Raw genomic sequence first — 20,428 nt, 5'->3', positions numbered from 1 at the left:
CTCATCGGGAAGAATGCCAGGACGATGACGTCACGCCCTGCGGAACCGGACCGCATCCGCCCCGACGAGGCCGCCGCATCCGCGGATTCCTCCACCGAGACCTCGTACGCACCGTTCGCCCACCTCACCGCACCCAACGCCGCCTTCTACCGCCAGGTGATGCGTGTGTTCCTGCTGGCCAAGGAGCGGTTTGCGGTGCATCTGCGGCCCGAGGACGTGCACGCCGCGCTGCCGTCGGAGCACCGCCCCGCCGCCCCGGACGCCGTGGTCAAGGCGCTGGACAGCCTCGTCGGGTGGGGCAATCTGCGGGCCGATCCGGACACCGCCCGGGTCACCGCGGTCGAGGACTTCTACCGCAGGCGCTTCATCTACCAGCTCACCCAGGCCGGCGAGGCCGCGGAACAGGCGCTGTCCGTGTACGACGAGGCGCTGGGGCGGCGCGGCGCGCTGCAGGCGGTGGCGCTGCACGACATCGTCACGCAGCTGCGAGCCCTGCTCGTGATCGCCGCCGAGCACGAGGAAGGCGAACCGGATCCGGCCAAGGCCCACCTGGCGCTGTCCACGCTGACGAACCGGTTCGAGGCGCTGGCGGAGAACGCGCGCGCCTTCATGGGGTCGCTGCAGCGCACCATCGACCTGCACGGCGTCGAGGTCGAGGTGTTCCTGGCCTACAAGGACCGGCTGATCCAGTACCTGGAGCGGTTCATCCAGGACCTGATCACGCTCGGCGGGCGGATCGCGCGGCTCATCGGCGAACTGGAGGAGCAGGGCCGGGTCGGCGTGCTGCTGCGGCTGGCGGCGGCACGGGAGGCGGCCGACGCCGCCCCGGACGAGGCCGAGAGCGCCGAGGCGCGGGCGCGGGCGCGGTGGGCGGCGAAGTGGGCGGGCCTGTCCGCCTGGTTCGTGTCCGCCGACGGCCGCGAGTCCCAGGCCCGGCTGCTGCGAGGCCGCGCCCTCGGCGCCATCCCGCAGCTCCTCGCCGTCGTACGGCAGTTGAACGAGCGGCGGGCCGGGCGTTCGGACCGGTCGGCGGACTTCCGCACCCTGGCCCGCTGGTTCGCCGAGGCCCCCGACGCCGAGGCGCGGCACCGGCTGTGGCGCGCCGCGTTCGGTCTGTATCCGGCCCGGCATCTCACCGTCGACGCCGACACCCTCGCCGACCGCGCGGCCCGCCCGGTGGCCGCCTCCACCCCGTGGGCCGAGGCCGAGCCGCTGCGGATCAGCCCGCAGCTGCGCCGCACCGGCAGCTACGAGCGGCGCGGAAAGCCCCGCAAGGTGCAGGACCGCTCTGAACAGCGGCGGCTGCTGGCGGAGATCGCCGCCAAGCAGGCGGAGGAGATCGCCGCGGCCCGCGCCCGGCTCGCGACGGACGGCACCACCCGGCTGTCCGCGCTGGGAGAGCTCGACCCCATGGCCTTCGGCCTGTTCCTGCGGCTGCTCGGCGATGCCCTGGCCACCTGGCGGCCCGGCATGGCGACGACCGTCATCACCAGCAACGACGGCACGATGGACATCCGGCTCACCGCGCTCGACGACGGTACGACGGCCGAGGTCCGCACGCCGGGCGGGGTGTTCCGCGGCCCCGACCACCTCGTCGAGATCACCGACCTGACCGCGGGTATCCCCGCACGGGAGGCGCGATGACCACACCCCTGGGTGAGGTGCTGGACGGCCGGCGCACCGCCGAGTTCCAGAAGGCCGCACGTGCCCTGCTCAAGGAGCCGCTGCTGCTCGCGCACGGCCCGGACGCCGACGCGTACCGCCTGGTCAGGCAGTACGCCGGCGAGCTGCGCGACTGGTTCGAGCGCAACACCGGCTGGTCGCTGCGGGTGGACGCGGAGGTCGCCCGGCTGCGCAAGACGCCTGGCACCCTCGCCGACGCCACCCACCCGGCCCGCGAGGCGTCCCGCGCCGGTGCGCCGTTCACCCGCCGCCGCTACGTGCTGCTGTGCCTGGCGCTCGCCGTACTGGAGCGCGGGGAGGCACAGATCGCGCTCGGCCGTCTCGCCGAACAGGTGGTGCTGGAGGCCGCCGACCCGCACCTGGCCGCGGCCGGGTTGGAGTTCACGCTGGAGCGGCGCGACGAGCGAGGGGACCTCGCCGCCGTCGTACGGCTGCTGCTGCGCCACGGCGTGCTGCGGCGGGTCGCCGGGGACGAGGACGCCTACGTCAGTGGGACGGGCGATGTGCTCTACGACGTCCAGCGCCGTGTCCTGGCCGGACTGCTCTCCGCCCGCCACGGCCCCTCCACGATCACGGCCGACGGCTTCGAGGAGCGGCTGGACCGGCTCATCGCGGAGAGCGCGCTGGACAGCGACGAACTGCGGTTCCGGGCGATCCGCCAGAAGCTCACCCGCCGCCTCCTGGACGACCCGGTGCTGTACTACGACGAGCTGAGCGACGAGGAACTCGCCTACCTGACCCGCCAGCGCGCCTTCCTCACCGCCCGCGTCGGCGAACTGACCGGCCTGGTGGCGGAGGTGCGCGCCGAGGGCATCGCCATGGTCGACCCCCAGGACGACCTCACCGACGTACGGATGCCGGAGCAGGGCACCCACGGGCACGTCACCCTGCTGCTCGCCGAGCACCTCGCGGTGGCGGGCGGCGAGGTGAGCCGCGAGGAACTTGAGCGCCGGGTGCGGGAACTGGCCCTCGAGCACGGCGGGTTCTGGTCCAAGAGCGCCAAGCAGCCCGGTGCGGAGGGGGAGCTGGTGGAGCAGGCTCTGGCCAAGCTGACCGCGCTCGCTCTGGTCACCCGCACGCCCCAGGGCGTGGCTCCGCTGCCCGCACTCGCCCGGTACGCGGTCGGCGAGACCGTTGTCGTGGAACCGGGAGTCCGCAGTCCCCGCACCTCTCGACGAAAGGCACCGCAGCCGTGACCGCCCTGCCCCAGCCCGCTCCCGGCCGCTGGCGACCGCTGCGCATCGGCCTGGTCGACCTCTTCTACTACGACACCGAGGAGTTCTGGTTCCGCGACGGACGGCTGCTGCTGCGCGGCAACAACGGCACCGGCAAGTCCAAGGTCCTCGCCCTCACCCTCCCGTTCCTGCTGGACGGCGACCTGTCCGCGCGCCGTGTGGAGCCGGACGCAGACCCGAACAAGCGCATGGAGTGGAACCTGCTGCTGGGAGGGGAGCACCCGCACCCCGAGCGGCTCGGATACACCTGGATCGAGTTCGGCCGCGTCGACGCCGACATCGGGCAGGCCCATTTCCGCACGCTCGCCTGCGGGCTGAAGGCTGTCGCGGGACGCGGCATCGCCCGCCACTGGTACGCGGTCACCGACCAGCGCGTCGGCGAGGACCTGAGCCTGCTGGACGCCACCGGCACCGCGCTGTCCCGGGACCGGCTCGCGGACGCGGTCGCCGGACGCGGCATGGTGTACGACACGGCCACCGCGTACCGCAGGGCGGTCGACGAGGCGCTGTTCGGCCTCGGCGAGCGGCGCTACGCCGCCCTGGTCGACCTGCTGATCCAGCTGCGCCAGCCCCAGCTGTCGAAACGACCCAACGAGACCGCCCTGTCCCGGGCGCTGACCGAGGCGCTGCCGCCGATGGACCAGGCGGTCGTCGCGGACGTGGCCGAGGCGTTCCGGTCCCTGGACGAGGAGAAGGAGGAGCTGCGGGCCGCCGCCGAGGCGGAGCGGGCCGCCTCCGCGTTCCTGGACCACTACCGCCGCTACGCCCGCGTCGCGACAAGGCGCCGGGCCCGGCTGCCCCGCAGCGAGCACGCCCGCTACGAGCAGCTGCACCGCGACCTGGCCCAGGCCCGTGCCGAGCGGGAGGAGGCCGAGCGGGACCGGGCCGCTGCCGCTGAGCGGATCGCCGAGCTGGAGGAGACCGCCACCCGTCTGAAGGCGCAGGAGGCGGCCCTGCGCGAGGGCCCCGAGATGCGCAGCGCCCGGGAGCTGGAGCAGGCGGCGGCCGATGCCCGCCGCACCGCCGGGGAGCTGGCCCGCGCCGAGGCCGACCGGGACGAGGCGGCCCAAGCGCACACCCGGGCGCTCGGCCGCCTGGAGACGGCCCGGCGACGCCTCGACGCGGCCGAGGAGCGGATCGCCGACACGCTCACCCGCGAGCGGGAGGCGGCAGCCGCGGCCCGGCTCGACGGCGGGCTGCGCACCGAGGGCGTGCCGGAGAGCGAACTGCGGCGTACGGCCGAGGAGTCCGTGGCGCGCAGGCGCCGCACCGTCGAGCACGTGGAGGAGCTGGCAGCCCGCGCCGACGAGGCCGCCGCCGAACGGCGGGCCGCCGCCCGCCGGCTGGACGAGGCCGAGACCGAGGCCGGCCACACCGCGGGGCGACAGGCCGAGGCCGAGGAGCGGGCCGCCGAGGCGGGCCGGGACCTCGTGGCCCGCGTCCGCGCGCATCTGGACGCCTGCCAAGAGCTGGCCGTCGCCGATCCGGCCGGGCTGCTGGACGGCCTCCAGGGCTGGGTGACGCACTGTCAGGGCTCGTATCCCGCACGGGAACACGCGGCTCAGGCCCACCGCGAACGGGCGGCGCGTCTGGCCGACCGGACGGCTGCCCTCGGGCAGGAACTCGCCGGGCTCCGGGCCCGGTCCGCCGAGGCCGAGCGGGAACTGGCCGAGCTGGAGGCGGGCGGCCAGCGCGGCCCCACGGCACCGCACACCCGGACGCCCGGCGTCCGCGACCAGGCGCCGGGGGCGCCGCTGTGGCGGCTGGTCGACTTCCGCGAGCAGGTGCCGGCCGGTGAACGGGCGGGCCTGGAGGCCGCGTTGGAGGCCTCCGGTCTGTTGGACGCCTGGGTGTACCCGGACGGCACCGCCGTGCACGCGGACGGGCACGACGTTCTGCTGTCGCCGGGTGCCCCCCTGAGCGGGCCGACGCTCGCCGACGTGCTCCGCCCCGCCGTCGACCACGGCGACGCCCGGGCCCTGTCGGTGGGTGAGGAGACCGTCTCCCGGCTGCTGGCGGCCGTGGGTCTCGGCTCCGGCGGATCCGGTGACACCCGGGTGGCGGCCGACGGCCGCTTCCGCATCGGGGCGCTGACCGGCGGCTGGTCGAAACCGGCGGCCGTGTACGTCGGCGAGGGCGCCCGCGAGGAGGCGCGCCGGGCCCGGATCGCCGCCCTGCGTGACGAACTCGGCGCCCTGGCGGGCGAGATGGACCGGCTCGACGCCGAGCGCGCCGACGTGGACCGGCGCCGGGGCACCCTCGACACCGAGCTGGCCGCCCTTCCCGACGACGCCGCCCTGCGCCACGCGCACGCGCTCGCCGCCGCCGCCGCCGACGCCGCGCACCGGGCTCGTTCCCGCCGCGACGAACGCTCGGCCGAACTGGCGGCCGTGTCCCGGCGGGAAGCCGGGGCCGCCACCGAACTCGCCGAGACCGCGGCGGCGGTGAACCTGCCCGCGGACCGGGCGGGCCTGGCCGCCGTCCGCCAGGCCCTGGCCGACTACGGTGCCGTCCTCGCCGCCCTGTGGCCCGCCCTGAGCGAGCGCACCGACGCGGCGCGTGCCCTGGCCGACGAACATACCGAGACCGAGCGGGCCGGCACTCGGGTGGCCGAACTGTCCCTGCGCGCCGAGGAATCGGCGCGTCTCGCCGCCGCAGCAGACGAACGCCACACCACCCTGCGTTCCACCGTCGGCGCCGCCGTCGCGGAACTTCAGCGGCGCCTCGCCGAGACCGCCGACGCGCTGGTCGCCTGCGAGGGCGACCAGCGGCGGGCCCGCGAGGACCACACGGCCGCCGACCGGCGCGCCCATCTCGCCCAGGGGCACATCGAACGCCTGGAGGTGGACGTCCGTGACGCTACCGCGGCCCGCGCCGAGGCCATCGCGGCGCTCCAGCGGTTCGCGGCCACCGGGCTGCTCGCCGTCGCCCTGCCCGAGGCAGCCGTACCTCCGCTCGACGCCGGGCCATGGGCCGCCACCCCGGCCGTCGCCCTCGCCCGCTCCATCGAGGCCGAACTGTCCGGAACCGATGATTCCGAGGGGGCCTGGGAGCGGGTGCAGAAGCGGCTCAGCGAGGAGTACAAGAAGCTCCAGGACGCCCTCTCCCGCGGCGGCCACAGCGCCTCCGCCCGGATGGCCGAGGAGGGCATGGTCGTCGAGATCGTCTACCAGGGCCGTCAGCGGGCCGTCCCCGAGCTCGCCGAGGCCCTCGCCGCGGAGGTCGCCGAGCTGACCCGCATCCTGTCCGCGCACGAACGCGAGATCCTCGAAACCCACCTCCTCACCGAGGTCGCCGGCACGCTGCAGGAGCTGATCGGCGCCGCCGAGCGCCAGGTGCGGGCCATGAACGCCGAACTTGAGGAACGGCCCACCTCCACCGGCATGAGGCTGCGCCTGGTCTGGCGCCCTTCGCGCAAGGCTCCGGCCGGCCTCGCACAGGCCCGCGAGCGGCTGCGCCAGTCCGCCGACGCCTGGACGCCCGAGGACCGGGCCGCGGTCGGCGAGTTCCTGCAGGCCGAGATCGCCCGCAGGCAGGCCGACGACACCGCGGGCAGCTGGCTGGAGGTCCTCACCGCGGCCCTCGACTACCGCGCCTGGCACGAGTTCGGCATCGAACGCCACCAGCACGGCAAGTGGGTCCCGGCCACCGGGCCCGCCTCCGGCGGCGAACGGGTCCTGGCCGTGAGCGTGCCGCTGTTCGCGGCGGCCTCCTCGCACTACGCCACGGCCGCCCCGCACGCCCCGCGCCTGGTCACCCTGGACGAGGCGTTCGCCGGGGTCGACGACGACTCCCGCGCCAAGTGCCTTGGCCTGCTGCACGCCTTCGACCTGGATGTGGTGATGACCAGCGAACGCGAATGGGCCTGCTACCCGCAGGTTCCCGGCATCGCCATCGCCCAGCTCTCCCGCGTCGAGGAGATCCCGGCGGTCCTGGTGACCCGATGGGAATGGGACGGAGCCGAACGGGTGCGGGGTACGGAACCGGGCCATGGGCTCGTGTCCCTGCCCGCGCAGGCCGTCGCCTCCACCGCTGAGGGCGAGGACGCCCTGTGGCCGTGAACGACGGGCGGCCCCCGGCGCCCGTCGACCGCGACCGCCTGGCCCGGCTGCTCGGTGGCCCGGACCTCGCCTGGCTGGTCGACCGCGTACGCCGCCGCATGGCACGGGAGGAGTCCCTGACCGGCCCGGTCACCCTGGCCGACCCCACCCCCGCGCAGCGCGCCGCCGCCGAACGGCTGCTGGGGCGTGCCCCCGGCGCCGGACGCTCGCTCAGCGTGCGCCTCGACACGGTGGACGCCGTCCTGCGCCGCTCCGGCGTCAGCCCCGGCGGCCTGGGCTCCGCCGTCACCGCCCTCACCGGACCCGTCGCCCGGGTCGCCGACGTTCGCGAGCGGGAGGAGCAGGCCTGGCGGGACGCGTACGCCCCGCTCGACGAGCTCATCCACACCCACAGGCCCCAACTGGCCGGCTGGGCCGAGCGGCTGCGCGCGGACGGCCTCGTACGCCGGCTCGCCCGTACCCCGCAGGCGGCGAAGAGCCTTCTGGGCGGCACGGCCGAGGCCCTGCGCCGGCTGCCCGCAGACCCGGCCGTCTCCCTGTCCGTTTTCGCCGCCGCCACCCTCAACGACGCCCACGCCCTCGACGACGGCACCCCGCTCGCCACCCTCGTCCTGTCCGGTGCCCGCGCCCTGACCGGCTTCCCGGACAGCAGCGGAGCCGAATGGCGCCGCGAGGCCTGGGCCTCCGCCGGGGTCCTCAAGGACGCCCTGTCCGCCACGGTCCTGACCCTGGGCCTGCACGGCTCCCCCGCCCTCGACTGGGCGGCCGGCGAGGGCGAACCCGCGGTCCTGACGCTACGGCAGCTCACCCGGCAGCCGCCGCGCACGGCACCTGCTGTCGTCCGCGTCTGCGAGAACCCGGCCGTCCTGGCCGTCGCGGCTGACACCCTGGGCACCGCCTGCCCGCCGCTGGTCTGTCTCCAGGGCCAGCCCTCGGCCGCCGCCCTCACCCTGCTGCGCCACCTGCACGCCCAGGGAACCACGCTGCGCTATCACGGCGACTTCGACTGGGGCGGACTGCGCATCGCCTCCGCCCTGCTGCGCCGCATCCCCTGGCACCCCTGGCGCTACACGGCCGCCGACTACCGTGCCGCCGTCGCGGCCACTCCCCTGGCCCCGCCCCTGACCGGCACGCCGACCACCGCCGCGTGGGATCCGGACCTGCCCGCTGCCCTCACGGAACTCGGCGTGCGCATCGAGGAGGAGACGGTACTCGACGACCTGCTGACCGATCTCGGCCAGTGAGCGGGGCGGCTACGGCGCCGTAGCCGTCTCACCGGTGTCCCAGGCTCCCCCCACGGGGAGGCTCCCAGGACCGCCAGGGGACACGCAGGGGACGGAAGGACCCGGAAAGATCAGGAAGGCCGACGCGGAGAGAGAACGGCAAAGTGCCTCTGACCTGCTGCTATAGGAAGATCGAGGCAAGAGCGGGGACGGATCGGAAGATCCGAAAAGGACTCATAATCCGTCGGCCGTGGGTTCGAGTCCCACCCGCCCCACCGACCGGCACTACGCGGGAAGAATTCTGTCTACCTGCGTAAACGTAGAGAGGGGGGGCCGCCGCTCCGAAGCGCCGACCCCCTTCATCCGTTCAGAGCAAGATCCAGGGGGCGCGCACCGGACATGGTGCGCGGTATGTGAGTCATGCCCGTAATCCGCCGTATTGCCTGATCGGCCTCGCGGGCAGCGGCGCGGCGCCAGGGTGGCGGCGCCTGTTGGGCTCCGTCGAAACTTCGTAGCCGTGGCGGCTGTCTTGAAGGGTGTGGAGCAACGAGACATACGTTCCTGACCGTGACCCGCCCCGTCCTGCGGGCGGCGGCGTCGATCGCCCAACCGGGAACGCGCCTCGCCGTGCCTGGTCTGCTCCGGGGGCGGGCCCGTTTCCTCGACTCGCGTCAGTAGTGGTACCGAGCCTGGACGATGATCAACTCATCGTCGGCCGGCTTGTACACGAGCCGGTGCGTGTCGTCGATTCTTCGGGACCAGTAGCCCGACAGGTCGCCCTTCAAGGGCTCCGGCTTGCCGATGCCCTTGAAGGGATCGCGTGTGGTGTCGTCGATCAGCTTGTTGATGCGCTTGACCATCTTGCGATCGTTCTCGGCCCAGTAGGTGTAGTCCTCCCAGGCGTGTGACGTGAACGAGATCTTCACGCACGCCCCGCGTCGGGGTCGATCAGCTGACGCCGCTGAGCCTTGCCGGCTTCCGCCTCGGCGATGGAGTCGAGCAGGCGACGTGCGTTCTTGGGGGAGCGCAGGAGGTGCACCGTCTCCGCCCAGGAGTTGAAGTCCTCTTCGGACATCAGGACGGCGTTCCCCTTGCGGGAGGTGATGTGAACGGGAGCATGGTCCTCGTTGACCTGCTCGATCAGTGGGAACAGGTTCTGGCGCGCCTCGCTGGCGGTGATGGACATGGAGCTGCCTCCTCTCTCGACTTGTACAAGATATCGTACGAATTTTGTGGGTGTCCACTGATCATCGATGTCGACGACGAGATGCTTGACCGGGCTGCGGAGATCTCTGAGTGGCGGGTCCGCACTTTCGGTCGCCCTAAGTCGGCCGTTCGTGCGGTCATCGAGCCACTGCACAATGCCGGTCTGCTCGGTGTGCGGCGCCGTCGGACATGGCACCGCCGCCCGCGAACCGGCGGCGGCCCCGGCGACGAACTCAAGCGGCGCGGCGCCGGTGCGGTCGCCGCCACGGTTGGTATCGGTACCACCCCGGATGAGAACCATCGGGCGAACACACGTCACCACGAGCCGTACGAGAGGACCGAAACCGGGCCGCGCAGGCCGTTACGGGGGCTCCGGGACGGCGAGCGGTCCGGGCTCATCGAACCGGCCCGCCGGACCTAGGACCAACGCCTGATCCGCACCGCGCCGCTCTTGCTGCTAGCGTGCAGTTGCACATGAGTTGCAATTACTTCGGAGGATGCTGGACATGGCGGTTTACACGCTCCCGGAGCTCCCGTACGACTACGCGGCACTCGCCCCGGTCATCAGCCCCGAGATCATCGAGCTGCACCACGACAAGCACCACGCCGCGTACGTGAAGGGCGCGAACGACACGCTGGAGCAGCTCGCGGAGGCGCGGGACAAGGAGTCATGGGGTTCGATCAACGGCCTGGAGAAGAACCTGGCCTTCCACCTCTCCGGGCACATCCTGCACTCGATCTACTGGCACAACATGACCGGTGACGGCGGCGGCGAGCCGCTGGAGAAGGACGGCGTGGGGGAGCTGGCGGACGCGATCGCCGAGTCCTTCGGGTCGTTCGCCCGCTTCAAGGCGCAGCTCTCCAAGGCGTCGGCCACCACCCAGGGGTCGGGCTGGGGCGTGCTCGCCTACGAGCCGCTGAGTGGGCGGCTGGTCGTCGAGCAGGTCTACGACCACCAGGGCAACGTCGGCCAGGGCTCCACCCCCATCCTCGTCTTCGACGCCTGGGAGCACGCCTTCTACCTGCAGTACCGCAACCAGAAGGTCGACTTCATCGAGGCCATGTGGCAGGTCGTCAACTGGCAGGACGTGGCCAAGCGGTACGCCGCGGCCAAGGAGCGCGGCGACAGCCTGTTGCTCGCGCCGTAACGGCGCGGTGCGCAGAGCGGCCCGGCCGGTCGCCAGGGGCGCGCCTCACGCCTCGGCGAGCAGCGGGTCGTAGGGGCTCGACCTCTGCCGGCCCGACATGAAGGAGAGGAAGTCCCTGACGAACGCGGCGCGGGAGTAGCTCCCGTCGGTGTCGGCCACGTCCCGGTGGAAGCCGGTGCGGAACAGGGCCCGGTACTCGTCCGCGTCGATGGACTGGTTGCCGTCGGCGTCGGTGGCGTCGAAGAGGACTTCGGCGACTTTGATCAGCGCGGGTCCGGCGAGGGAGGGCACGGCCGCGGCGTACTCCTCCTTGCTGATGCGGCCGTCGCCGTCGGTGTCGAGATCCGTCTGCAGCTCTCGCCACCACTCGGCGTAGGCGTTGTAGAGCCTGGTCTCCTGTGGTTCGTCCAGGTCGAGGCGGCCGGACAGCTCCCGGGCCATGGCGGCGAGGTCGGGCCAGTCCAGATAGCCGTCGCCGGTCTGGTCCAGCACGTCGCGGAAGAACTCCTCGGCGGTGCGCTGTGGCCCGGGAGCCTCGGCGGGGTCGGGCTGGGCGGGGAGGGGCGTGATCAGCCTGAGGAGGGCGCCGGCTCGCTTCATGCCGTCGCGCACCGCCGTGATCGTCCTGGCGCGGGGGTCTTCGCTGTCGGGAGACACGAAGAGCAGGCTGACCAGGCCTTCGGCCTGGGTCCAGCCGTCCGGCAGGAAGCGTGCCAGGCCGATGGCCAGGTAGGCGCTCTGCGTGAGCGTCCGGGCGCCGGGGATGTCGGGCAGCCCCGCCCGGCGGCGGAAGGATTCCGGGAGGGACGACACGGTGATGGCGCCGATGAGGGGGCCGGCGAGAGCCCGGCCGGCCGCCCACACGGTGGGCAGGCCGTCCAGCACCGGGGGCGCCGGGAGGTGGTCGAAGAGCTTGTAGAGGATGATGCGGAGCGCCTCGGTGTTCTCCAGTTCCTCTTCGACCACGCGGTCGTAGTACGGCCAGAATTCCTGGAGGGTGGCCGGCAGCCGGCCGTTTTCCCCGTCCATGACCGCGAGGTACGCCTGGAACTCGGCGTAAAGGCGTTCCATGGTGCGCTGTTCGAGTGGCTGGCCGCTGAGCCGGCACATGGTGACGGTGCTTTCGAACAGGGTCGCCACGACCCAGGCCCGGACGTGGGGGTCCATGGCGTCGTAGGGCCGCTGGTGCGCGTCGGTGCCGTTGAGCCGCGAGTGCAGTCGGTTCAGCCGCGCCGCCTCCCGCTGGCGTACCTGGTCGTCGGCGCCGAACATCCGCTGCAGGCTCAGGAAGGTGTTGCGCAGCCGCCGCCACGGGTGGACCACGAACGTCGAGCTTTCCATCAGAGCGGCCCCGACCTGCGGATGGGCGGCCTCCAGCACGGTCGCCCGCACCATGGCCAGCGCCCAGCGCGGATCGTTGAAGAACTGGTGGAATTGCGACCCCGGGCCGAACAGGGGAGCGTCGCCGTCCACGGGGTGCTCCTGGGCGGTGGCGTCGGGGTGGCTGCCGGTGGTGTCGGTCACGGCCGGGTTTCTCCATTCGCGTTCGGTGTGACGCCGCCGAAGCGGCGGTCGCGTTGCTGGAAGGTGCGCAGGCATTCCACGAAGTGCGTCGCCCGGAAGTCGGGCCAGAGCACGGGCGGGAAGACCCATTCGGCATAGGCGACCTGCCAGAGCATGAAATTGGAGATGCGCTGTTCGCCGGACGTGCGGATGACGAGATCCACGTCGGGTGTGTCGGGAAAGGGGAGATGGGCGGCGAAGTTCTCCTCGTCGACGGCTTCGGCGGACACGCCGCTGCGGATGAGCGACCGCGCTGCCTCGACGATGTCCCCACGCCCGCCGTGATCGAACGCCACGGTCAAGGTCATGCCTCGATTGGCGCCGGTCAGCGTCATCAGGTCGTCGAAGTCCCGGGCCAGCGGCGCCGGGATCCTGGAGTCCGTCACGCCGAGGAACCGGCAGCGTATTCCCCGGGCATGCAGCAGCGGGGCGTGCTTGCGCACCGCGTGCCGCACCAACCGCATGAGGAAATCCACCTCGCCGGCCGGGCGGCGCCAGTTCTCGGTGGAGAAGGCGTACAGACTCAGCCACTCCACCCCCGCCGTCCGGGCCGCCTCGATGACGTCGATCACCGTCGCTTCCGCCGCACGATGGCCGGACGTACGCGGCAGCGACCTGCTCGCCGCCCATCTGCCGTTACCGTCCATCACGCACGCGACGTGACGCGGCACGCTCCTGTGGGGCACCCCTGTTGTCGTCACAGCACGAAACCCCTCCCCATGCCGCAATAGGCAGCAGAGTGCCGGGGCCTTGCCGGGAAAGGAACAAGACGGCGCGCGCATTCACCCGTACGGGTGGCGGCGCCCCGGCCGCCGCGACCGCCTTGTGAGCGGCCCTCAGCGGTCTCAGTGGCCCGCGGTGCGGTGCCGACGGTATTCGCTCGGGGGCACGCCGTAGGCGGCGCGGAAGGCGCGGGTGAAGTCTGCGGGGCGGGAGAACCCCCACCGCGCGGCGACGGCCTGGATCGGGCGGGCGGCGAGGCGGGGGTCGGCCAGGTCGCGGCGGCAGCTCTCGAGGCGCTGGAGCCGGATCCAGGCGGCCACGGTCAGGCCGTGCCGCTGGAAGAGACGGTGCAGGGAGCGGGTGGAGATGTGGTGGGCCGCGGCGACGGCGTCCGGGGTGAGGCCCGGGTCGTGGAGGTGGCCCCGGATGAAGTCCTGGACCTGGAGGAGCAGGGAGCGCTCCCGGCTCTCCGGCGGCAGGGCGGAGAGGGCGTCGAGCCGCTGGGCGATGGTGTGGGAGAGCAGATCGATCAAGGTGGTGGCCAGCCGGGGCGCGTCCTGGGGGCCGAACTGCTGCGGATTGCGGGCGATGTGCGTGAGGAACTGGACGAGCAGCGCGGCGAACCCCTCGCCGCCGGGTATGCGGGTGCCCGCGATCCGGTCCACCTGCTCCGCGGTCAGCGGGAGGGCCGCCCGGGGCAGATGCAGCAATAACTGGCGGACCGGTGCCGCGCCCTCGGGGCCGGCCCAGCCGTCGAACGGCTCCGACGAGCTGTACACCGCCAGATCCCCGGGGCCGAGCAGGGCCTGCCTCCCGAGGTGCGACAAGCCCATGTTTCCGGAGAGGGTGAGCGACAGCTGCACATAGCCGGGGTCGGCGCGCCGGATCAGCCGTGGGGTCCGGGCCACGGTCAGCATGGGGTAGGCCATGTCGGAGACCTGGACGTCGCCCAGGTTCAGGACCCGGGCCGAGGCCTCGAAGTCCGCCGCCCGGTCGCTGCCCATGGCGGTCGGGATCAGCGTGGAAGCCGTCATGTCGTGCCACCAGCCGAACCGTTCTTCCGGCGTCAGCCACGCCGTCGTCATGGTCGCGATGTCCATGATGTCCCCTCGACACGGTGATTCGTCACTGTCCGGTCCTGTATCACGTTCCGGGCCTGTGGACCCAAGAGGTCCTGTAGACACAAGAAGCGCTTTTCGGTGCGCCCGGTTGCGCGGCGGTGCCCCCGGCCACTCTCGGGGCTTTCGCGGCGCCTCTCGACCTCATTCGGTCTGGACCGAATGATGGGGACCGTGGTCTACCGCATTCACTTCACGGTCGAGGACCTCGCGCGCACCCGGGTCGCCCCGGTCCCGCCGCCGCTCATGGAGCTGAGCTCCTCGGTACGGACCCTGCAGACGGGCGGCCATCCGGTGCGCTTCGGAGCCTGGAGAAGCCGTGCCCGCGCCCGGCTGCGGCCCGACGCGCGCATGGTCATGGATCTGATTCCGCCCCGCGGCTGGGCGCCCACCTTTCTGACCCCGGCCGAAGCCGGCGGCGCGCGGGAGTTACTGGAGCGGGTGCGTGGCACGCCCCGCTCCCGGATCCGCCGGGACCTGGCGCATGTGGCCGAGTGGCACCCGCTGCCGCCGTGGACGCGGGGCCTTGCCGACGACCCCGATCTGCTGCGGCGGCTGTGCGACAGCCTGGACCACGTCTTCGACGTCCTGCTGGCCCCGTCCTGGGAGGGGATCGCCAGTGCCACGGCGGCCGACCGGGCGGCGCGCGTGCGGCAGGCGCTCGACGGCGGCGTCGAGGGCCTGCTCGCCGGGCTGCTTCCGTCGCGCATCCGCTGGAACCCACCCGTCCTGGAGCTCGCGATGCTCAGCGGTTTCGACGGCGACCTGCACCTCGAGGGCCGCGGACTGCTGCTCGTCCCCTCCGTCTTCGGACCGAACGCACCCACCATCGACATCGACGCGCAGCCCCAGCCCGTGCTGAGGTACCCCCTCGGCGGCGCGGGGTCCTCCGACTCGCCACCGCTGTTCCCCTCCGGAGGACGGTCAGAAGGGCGGTCAGGAGGGCGGTCAGGAGGGCGGTCGGCGCTGTCGGCCCTGCTGGGCCCGACCCGCGCCGCCGTGCTGCGGGCCATCGCGGAGCACCCCGGCTGCTCGACCAAGGAACTCGCCGCCCGCGCCGGCATCGCGAGCTCGAGCGCCAGTGAACACACCACCGTCCTGCGCTCGGCCGGCCTGATCCGCACCGTACGGCACCGCAACACGGCGCTCCACAGCCCCACCGCCGTCGGCATCTCCCTCCTCGACGCCCCAGGCCTGTGACCGTGCCCCCGTGACCGGACGAGGGGCGTTGTCAGTGCCCCGCCCTACCGTGGAACGCGTCCTATCCACGCTGCGGGCTGCGCGTGACTCGGACGCGAGAAGGCCGGGCCCTACAGCGCGGGTCCGGCCTTCGCCGAGCCCCACGTGCCCGTGCGGCGGGCCCTCGCGGCCCCTGTGACCTGCGGTGCGGCCCGGTCAGGAATACCCCCCGCGGTGGCCTGGTTGACGCGGCCGGACCCGCCACACCGACAGCGCGGGGGCCACCCGACAGCAGGGAAGCAGGTAACGCCGGCATGAGTACCGTAGAACTCACCAAGGACAACTTCGACGAGATCGTCTCGGGAAGCGACTTCGTCCTGATCGACTTCTGGGCCTCCTGGTGCGGACCGTGCCGGATGTTCGCCCCCGTCTACGAGCGGGCCGCGGAGACCCACCAGGACCTGGTCTTCGCCAAGGTCGACACCGAGGCCCAGCCCGAACTCGCCGCCGCGTTCGACATCCAGTCCATTCCGACGCTGATGATCGTGCGCGAGAACATCGCCGTCTTCGCCCAGCCCGGCGCCCTCCCCGAGCCGGCCCTGGAGGACATCATCGGCCAGGCCCGCGGCCTCGACATGGACGCGGTCCGCGCCTCCGTCGCCGAGGCGCAGGACAAGGCCGCGGCGGAAGCGGGCGAGGCGGCGGCGCCGGGCAGCCATGGGTGAGTTGCTCCTGATCCGCCACGGCGAGACCGAGTGGAGCCGGTCGGGCCGGCACACCAGCTGGACCGACCTGCCGCTCACGCCCCGCGGAGAGGACCAGGCCCGCGCGCTGCGCCCGCTGCTCGCCGAGCGCAAGATCGCGCTGGCCCTGGTGAGCCCGATGAGCCGGGCCGTGCACACGGCGCGGCTCGCGGGCATCGACGGGGCGCGGATCGAGCCGGGCCTGGTGGAGTGGGACTACGGCGGCTACGAAGGCATCACCACCGACGAGATCCACCGCACCCGGCCCGACTGGGACCTGTGGACCGACGGGGGCGCCCCGGGCAACGCCGAGCACCCCGGCGAGAGCCCCGAGCGGATCGGCGCCCGCGTCGACCGGGTGCTGGCCGGCCTGGAAGCCGAGCTGAGCGCCGACCGCGGCGATGTGGTGCTCGTCGCGCACGGGCACGTCCTGCGCGTCCTCACCGCCCGCCGCCTCGGGCTGCCGCCGTCCGCCGGAGCGCTCTTCCGCCTCGACACGGCGACCGTCAGCCGGCTCGGCACCGAGCACGGCCGGCCGGCCGTCGTCGCGTGGAACGTGGGCCCGGCGTCGTAGGCTCTGAGGCGATCACCGGCAGGTGCTCTCACCAGCTCACAGAAGGCAGGGAAGCATGGCTACGACGCGCACCGCGCACACCGTCTGGCACGGCAATCTGACCGAGGGCAAGGGGGCGGTGACCTTCGACTCCTCCGGGATCGGCGAGCAGCCGGTCTCCTGGCCCTCCCGCGCCGAGCAGGCGAACGGCAAGACCAGCCCCGAGGAGCTGATCGCGGCCGCGCACTCCAGCTGCTTCTCGATGGCGCTGTCGCACGGCCTCACCCAGGCCGGGAACCCGCCCACGCAGCTCACCACGCAGGCCGACGTCACCTTCCAGCCGGGCACCGGCATCACCGGCATCCACCTGACCGTGGAGGGCACGGTGGAGGGCATCGACGAGGCCGCGTTCGTCGCGGCGGCCGAGGACGCCAAGAAGAACTGCCCGGTGAGCCAGGCGCTCGCCGGTACGGAGATCACTCTCTCGGCGAAGCTGGCCTGACGGCGTCCACGCGCTGGAGCAGCCCCCAGGTGAACTCCGCCACGCAGTGGTGGGGTTCACCATTCCCGTCCGGGGCGGTGAAGGCGAGCCGCCAGCGGGTGGGGGCCGAGCCCTCCATCGGCCGGGCGGGCGCGAAGGCCCGCGCCACCTCGTCCACCGTGCAGGACCAGGGCGTCAGGTCCTCGACCGTACGCAGCGGGGGCCCGGCGGCGCCGGGCGCCCGCACCAGCCACTCGTTCCACACCCCGCCGCCCGGGGCGGTCAGCACCTCGAACCGCAGCCCCGGCCACAGCGGCACCGGCCAGCTCAGCGCCTCGCAGGTCAGATCGCCGATCCGGCGGGGGGCGGCCGTCTCGGGCGCGCCCAGCACCGAGCGGTAGTGGCCGATGGCGGACCTGCGCCGGGGCGAGCGCCGCATGGCCTGCCAGCGGCGGTTCGCCTCGCGCATCACGGAGCGGCTGAAGCCCAGCTCCCGCAGTGCCTCCTCGACCAGGTCCGGGTGGTAGTCGGCCATTCTCCGCAGCAGCACCAGCACGAAGGGGAAGGGGGCGGGGAAGGAGTCGGCCGAGGGGTCGAGCGCGGAGTTCATGGCCCCATCGTGGCGCACCCGGCCGTCGCGTACCCGGCCACGGCCCTCCCTGGGCACCCCCGGCCCGTGGCACCCGGGGCCCGCCGGGCCCACCGGGCCATTGCCTGCGGAAGTCACCTCTGCGTAATCTGTTCGCGATACCGGCCGATGGCCGTAATCTCGAACAGACGGTGCCAACTGGACCAGAAGGGGTGGGCGAGCGACATGGGACGCTTGGTGCCCGCGGTGACCCGGGCCCTGGACATACTCGAGCTCTTTCTCGACGGGGACGGCACGCTCTCCGCACCCGAGATCACCCGCAAGCTCGGGCTGCCCCGGACGACGGTCCATGAGCTGGTGACCACCCTGGCCGCCCGCTCCTACCTGGTGCAAGTGCCCGACCAGCCGGGTCGCTACCGGCTCGGCGTGCGCCCGTACCAGCTGGGCAGCCGCTACGCCGAGCAGCTCGACCTGGCCGCCGAGGGCCGGCAGGTGGCCCGCAGCGTCGCCGAGACCTGCGACGAGACCGTCCACGTCGCCATCCTGGAGGGCGCGGACGTCATCTACATCGCCAAGGTCGACTCCACCCACGCCGTCCGCATGGTCTCCGCCGCCGGCCGCCGGCTGCCCGCCCACTGCACCTCGGTCGGCAAGATGCTCCTCGCCTCCCTCTCCGAGGATGCCCTGGCCGCCCGCATCCCGGAGGACCGGCCGCTGACCGCGATGACGGACAACAGCATCACCTCCCCGCAGGAGCTGCGCCGCCATCTCGCGGAGATCCGCGAGCGCGGCATCGCGGTCGAGCAGCGCGAGTCGAACCCGGACGTGAGCTGTGTGGCGGCCCCGGTGCGGGACTCGGCGGGCAAGGTGGTGGCGGCGCTGTCGATCTCGGTGCCGATGATCCGCTGGAGCGAGGAGCGGCAGCAGGAGCTGGCGGAGCTGGCCGCCAAGGGCGCGGGCGAGCTGTCGGCCCGCCTGGGACACCGGAGGCGCGGCGCATGAGCGGCAACGGCCACGGCCTGGAGGTGGCGGTCCGGGCGACCGCCGAGCTGGGCGAGGGCCCGACCTGGGACGCCGCGGCGAAGCGGCTGATCTGGGTGGACATCCTCTCCTCCCGCGTCCACACCTGGGACCCCGCCACCGGCCGGCGCACGGTCCTGGTCACCGAGCAGCACGTCGGCGCGGCCAAGCCCCGGGCCGGCGGCGGCCTGGCGGTCAACCTCCGCGACGGCGTCGGGCTGTACGGGGCCGACGGCGGGTTCTCCTGGCTGGTCCGCGAGGCGGTCCCCGGCCGCCGCGGCAATGACGCGGCCGTGGCGCCGGACGGCTCGCTGTGGGCGGGCACCATGCGCTACGACGAGGCCACGGGCGGCGGCACGCTGTCCCGTATCGCCCCGGACGGCTCCCGTACGGAGATCCTGCCGGACGTCACGATCAGCAACGGCATCGGCTGGAGCCCGGACGGCCGTCTCATGTACTACGCCGACACCCCGACCCGCCGGATCGACGTCTTCGACGTGGCGGGCGCGGAGGTCACCGGCCGCCGCCTCTTCGCGCGGATCGAGGACGGCGCGGGCTTCCCCGACGGGCTGTGCGTGGACGCCGACGGCGGCGTGTGGGTCGCGCTGTGGGACGGCGGAGCGGTCCGCCGGTACGCCCCGGACGGCTCGCTCGACCGGGTGGTGGAGCTGCCGGTGCGCCGCCCTACCGCGTGCGCCTTCGGCGGCCCGGACCTGACCGACCTGTACGTGACCTCCGCGCGGGTCGGGCTCGGCCCCGCCGAACAGCCGCTCGCCGGGTCGGTGCTGGTGCTCGCGGGGGCGGGGCAGGGGCTGGCGCAACCGGCTTTCGCGGGCTGAGGCGTTCGCGGGCCGAGGCGTTCGCGGGCCGAGGCGTTCGCGGGCCGAGGTGTTCACGGGCCGAGACGGACAATTTCGGCCAAGCAGGGGCCCGGGCGGCGAGAAATCGATCCTTGCACAGGATCCTCACAATCTGCGGTTTCTCCACTACCCGGGGGTCACATAACCTGCCCGGCGACATGGATTACTGCCCTTCCTGCCGCCGCCACCTCAACGGCGCTGTCTCCTGCCCGGGTTGTGGTGCGTACGCGGGGGAGTACGCCTACCCCGCGCCCGAAGGCGCCCCCTTCGATGCCGACGCCGACGCGGATGGCGAGCCGTCCCCCGCTGCCGAGGCCGAGGCGGCCCCGACGCGTGCGGAGGCCCCCGAGGCGGCCTCGACGCGCGCGGACCGGCGCAAGGCGGCCCGCGGAAAGCCCAGGCCCCGCGGCATCGTCGGCGGGCGGGCGCGGCGGGCGCGCCGCGGGCGGCGGCGCCGGGTGACGATCATGGCGGCGGTGCTCGGCCCCGTGCTGGCCGGGCTGTTCGTGGCGGAGATCGCCACCGAGGGCGGCATCTTCCACGAGCCCTCGTCCTCGTCCGGCCCCGACACCTCGCAGGTGGACCACGGCCCGGACGCCGGGGGCTCCAGCGGGCCGAGCACGCGGGAGAGCGGCGCACCGGGCGCGGGCCCCTCGGTCGGCGCGGACGGGGCGAGCGCGGACGAGGACGAGGGCGCGGACGGGGACGGGGACGCCGCAGGCAAGGACGGCAAGAAGTCCAAGGACGGTGAGAAGTCCGAGGACGGCGAGTCGCCCGGCCCCGACGACCCCTCCTCGGCCGGTGGCTCCGGCGGCCCCTCCGCCACGCCCGCGGCCACGGGCGGCGGCGGAGGAGGAGGCGGCTCCACGCAGGACCCGACCTCGCCGTCCGACCCCGGCCCCACCACCGTGGCGCCGACCACCCCCGCGCCCACGCCCACGGAGAGCTGCGACCGCTTCCTGTGGTGGTGCACGTAGGACCGGTGGTGCGCCCGGGGCGCCGGCCGGGGCCGGGGCCGGGGCCGGGGCCGGGGTCGGGCTCGC

The 20,428-nt window shown here is 73.4% G+C and carries 18 protein-coding genes; 12 read left to right on the top strand and 6 right to left on the bottom strand.

From position 1 onward, the window contains the following. Nucleotides 1–24: 24 nt before the first annotated feature. From ABFY07_RS09505 to ABFY07_RS09490, 4 genes are read left to right on the top strand one after another with little or no spacing between them, the layout of a single operon-like run. Nucleotides 25–1,644, top strand: coding sequence for a TIGR02677 family protein (locus tag ABFY07_RS09505; RefSeq protein ID WP_346174019.1), 1,620 nt, complete (start codon nucleotides 25–27; stop codon nucleotides 1,642–1,644). Continuing rightward, nucleotides 1,641–2,879 (top strand): TIGR02678 family protein, encoded by a 1,239-nt coding sequence (locus ABFY07_RS09500; RefSeq protein WP_346174018.1) that lies wholly within the window; start codon nucleotides 1,641–1,643, stop codon nucleotides 2,877–2,879. Before ABFY07_RS09505 ends, ABFY07_RS09500 begins: the two co-directional genes overlap by 4 nt. Then, nucleotides 2,876–6,979, top strand: coding sequence for a TIGR02680 family protein (locus tag ABFY07_RS09495; protein WP_346174017.1), 4,104 nt, complete (start codon nucleotides 2,876–2,878; stop codon nucleotides 6,977–6,979). Before ABFY07_RS09500 ends, ABFY07_RS09495 begins: the two co-directional genes overlap by 4 nt. Next, complete coding sequence (locus ABFY07_RS09490) at nucleotides 6,970–8,223, top strand: TIGR02679 family protein (protein WP_346174016.1); 1,254 nt, start codon at nucleotides 6,970–6,972, stop codon at nucleotides 8,221–8,223. Before ABFY07_RS09495 ends, ABFY07_RS09490 begins: the two co-directional genes overlap by 10 nt. A 650-nt stretch (nucleotides 8,224–8,873) precedes the next feature. On the opposite strand, the gene ABFY07_RS09485 is transcribed toward ABFY07_RS09490, so the two are convergent. Both ABFY07_RS09485 and ABFY07_RS09480 read right to left on the bottom strand, forming a co-directional pair. Beyond that, nucleotides 8,874–9,128 carry a Txe/YoeB family addiction module toxin gene (locus ABFY07_RS09485; RefSeq protein ID WP_346174015.1) on the bottom strand — a complete coding sequence of 85 codons (255 nt, stop codon included), beginning with the start codon at nucleotides 9,126–9,128 and terminating at the stop codon, nucleotides 8,874–8,876. Continuing rightward, nucleotides 9,125–9,388 carry a type II toxin-antitoxin system Phd/YefM family antitoxin gene (locus ABFY07_RS09480; RefSeq protein WP_346174050.1) on the bottom strand — a complete coding sequence of 88 codons (264 nt, stop codon included), beginning with the start codon at nucleotides 9,386–9,388 and terminating at the stop codon, nucleotides 9,125–9,127. The genes ABFY07_RS09485 and ABFY07_RS09480 overlap by 4 nt, the downstream gene beginning before the upstream one ends. 526 nt (nucleotides 9,389–9,914) lie before the next feature. On the opposite strand from ABFY07_RS09480, the gene ABFY07_RS09475 reads away from it, so the two are divergent. After that, entirely contained in the window at nucleotides 9,915–10,556 is a 642-nt protein-coding gene (locus tag ABFY07_RS09475; protein WP_065958985.1) for a superoxide dismutase, read from the top strand. A gap of 45 nt (nucleotides 10,557–10,601) precedes the next feature. Here the strand turns inward: ABFY07_RS09475 and ABFY07_RS09470 are convergent, their stop codons facing one another. From ABFY07_RS09470 to ABFY07_RS09460, 3 genes are all read right to left on the bottom strand, one after another. Further along, nucleotides 10,602–12,080: an oxygenase MpaB family protein gene (locus ABFY07_RS09470; protein WP_428836890.1), complete on the bottom strand. Its 1,479-nt coding sequence runs from the start codon at nucleotides 12,078–12,080 to the stop codon at nucleotides 10,602–10,604. Next, entirely contained in the window at nucleotides 12,077–12,820 is a 744-nt protein-coding gene (uppS, locus tag ABFY07_RS09465; protein ID WP_346174048.1) for a polyprenyl diphosphate synthase, read from the bottom strand. Before uppS ends, ABFY07_RS09470 begins: the two co-directional genes overlap by 4 nt. A gap of 144 nt (nucleotides 12,821–12,964) precedes the next feature. Then, the gene (locus ABFY07_RS09460) at nucleotides 12,965–13,942 is read right to left on the bottom strand and encodes an AraC-like ligand-binding domain-containing protein (RefSeq protein WP_346174014.1); all 978 of its coding nucleotides are present in this window, start codon (nucleotides 13,940–13,942) and stop codon (nucleotides 12,965–12,967) included. A gap of 183 nt (nucleotides 13,943–14,125) precedes the next feature. Here ABFY07_RS09460 and ABFY07_RS09455 point away from each other — a divergent pair, with 183 nt between their 5' ends. The 4 genes from ABFY07_RS09455 to ABFY07_RS09440 all read left to right on the top strand — a co-directional run bounded on the left by ABFY07_RS09455 (nucleotide 14,126) and on the right by ABFY07_RS09440 (nucleotide 16,937). After that, nucleotides 14,126–15,160 carry a winged helix-turn-helix domain-containing protein gene (locus tag ABFY07_RS09455; RefSeq protein ID WP_346174047.1) on the top strand — a complete coding sequence of 345 codons (1,035 nt, stop codon included), beginning with the start codon at nucleotides 14,126–14,128 and terminating at the stop codon, nucleotides 15,158–15,160. Between the two features lie 293 nt (nucleotides 15,161–15,453). Next, nucleotides 15,454–15,864, top strand: coding sequence for a thioredoxin (gene trxA / locus ABFY07_RS09450; RefSeq protein ID WP_346174013.1), 411 nt, complete (start codon nucleotides 15,454–15,456; stop codon nucleotides 15,862–15,864). Further along, a complete protein-coding gene (locus tag ABFY07_RS09445; RefSeq protein WP_346174012.1) occupies nucleotides 15,857–16,456 on the top strand; it encodes a histidine phosphatase family protein in 600 nt (199 codons plus the stop codon). The genes trxA and ABFY07_RS09445 overlap by 8 nt, the downstream gene beginning before the upstream one ends. A gap of 55 nt (nucleotides 16,457–16,511) precedes the next feature. Continuing rightward, the gene (locus ABFY07_RS09440; protein WP_346174011.1) at nucleotides 16,512–16,937 is read left to right on the top strand and encodes an OsmC family peroxiredoxin; all 426 of its coding nucleotides are present in this window, start codon (nucleotides 16,512–16,514) and stop codon (nucleotides 16,935–16,937) included. On the opposite strand, the gene ABFY07_RS09435 is transcribed toward ABFY07_RS09440, so the two are convergent. Then, nucleotides 16,912–17,526, bottom strand: coding sequence for a hypothetical protein (locus ABFY07_RS09435; protein ID WP_346174010.1), 615 nt, complete (start codon nucleotides 17,524–17,526; stop codon nucleotides 16,912–16,914). The two genes, ABFY07_RS09440 and ABFY07_RS09435, sit on opposite strands and share 26 nt — an antisense overlap. A 204-nt stretch (nucleotides 17,527–17,730) precedes the next feature. Here ABFY07_RS09435 and ABFY07_RS09430 point away from each other — a divergent pair, with 204 nt between their 5' ends. From ABFY07_RS09430 to ABFY07_RS09420, 3 genes are all read left to right on the top strand, one after another. Further along, nucleotides 17,731–18,507: an IclR family transcriptional regulator gene (locus ABFY07_RS09430; protein ID WP_346174009.1), complete on the top strand. Its 777-nt coding sequence runs from the start codon at nucleotides 17,731–17,733 to the stop codon at nucleotides 18,505–18,507. After that, the gene (locus ABFY07_RS09425; protein WP_346174008.1) at nucleotides 18,504–19,364 is read left to right on the top strand and encodes an SMP-30/gluconolactonase/LRE family protein; all 861 of its coding nucleotides are present in this window, start codon (nucleotides 18,504–18,506) and stop codon (nucleotides 19,362–19,364) included. Before ABFY07_RS09430 ends, ABFY07_RS09425 begins: the two co-directional genes overlap by 4 nt. Nucleotides 19,365–19,543: 179 nt before the next feature. Further along, nucleotides 19,544–20,362, top strand: coding sequence for an SCO2400 family protein (locus tag ABFY07_RS09420; RefSeq protein WP_346174007.1), 819 nt, complete (start codon nucleotides 19,544–19,546; stop codon nucleotides 20,360–20,362). Nucleotides 20,363–20,428: the final 66 nt, after the last annotated feature.

The sequence above is a fragment of the Streptomyces sparsogenes subsp. cuspidosporus genome, assembly GCF_039532705.1.
GTDB classification, from domain to species: domain Bacteria; phylum Actinomycetota; class Actinomycetes; order Streptomycetales; family Streptomycetaceae; genus Streptomyces; species Streptomyces sparsogenes.
Note: the sequence above shows the minus strand (reverse complement) of the source record. Positions and strands in the feature narration are given on the sequence as shown.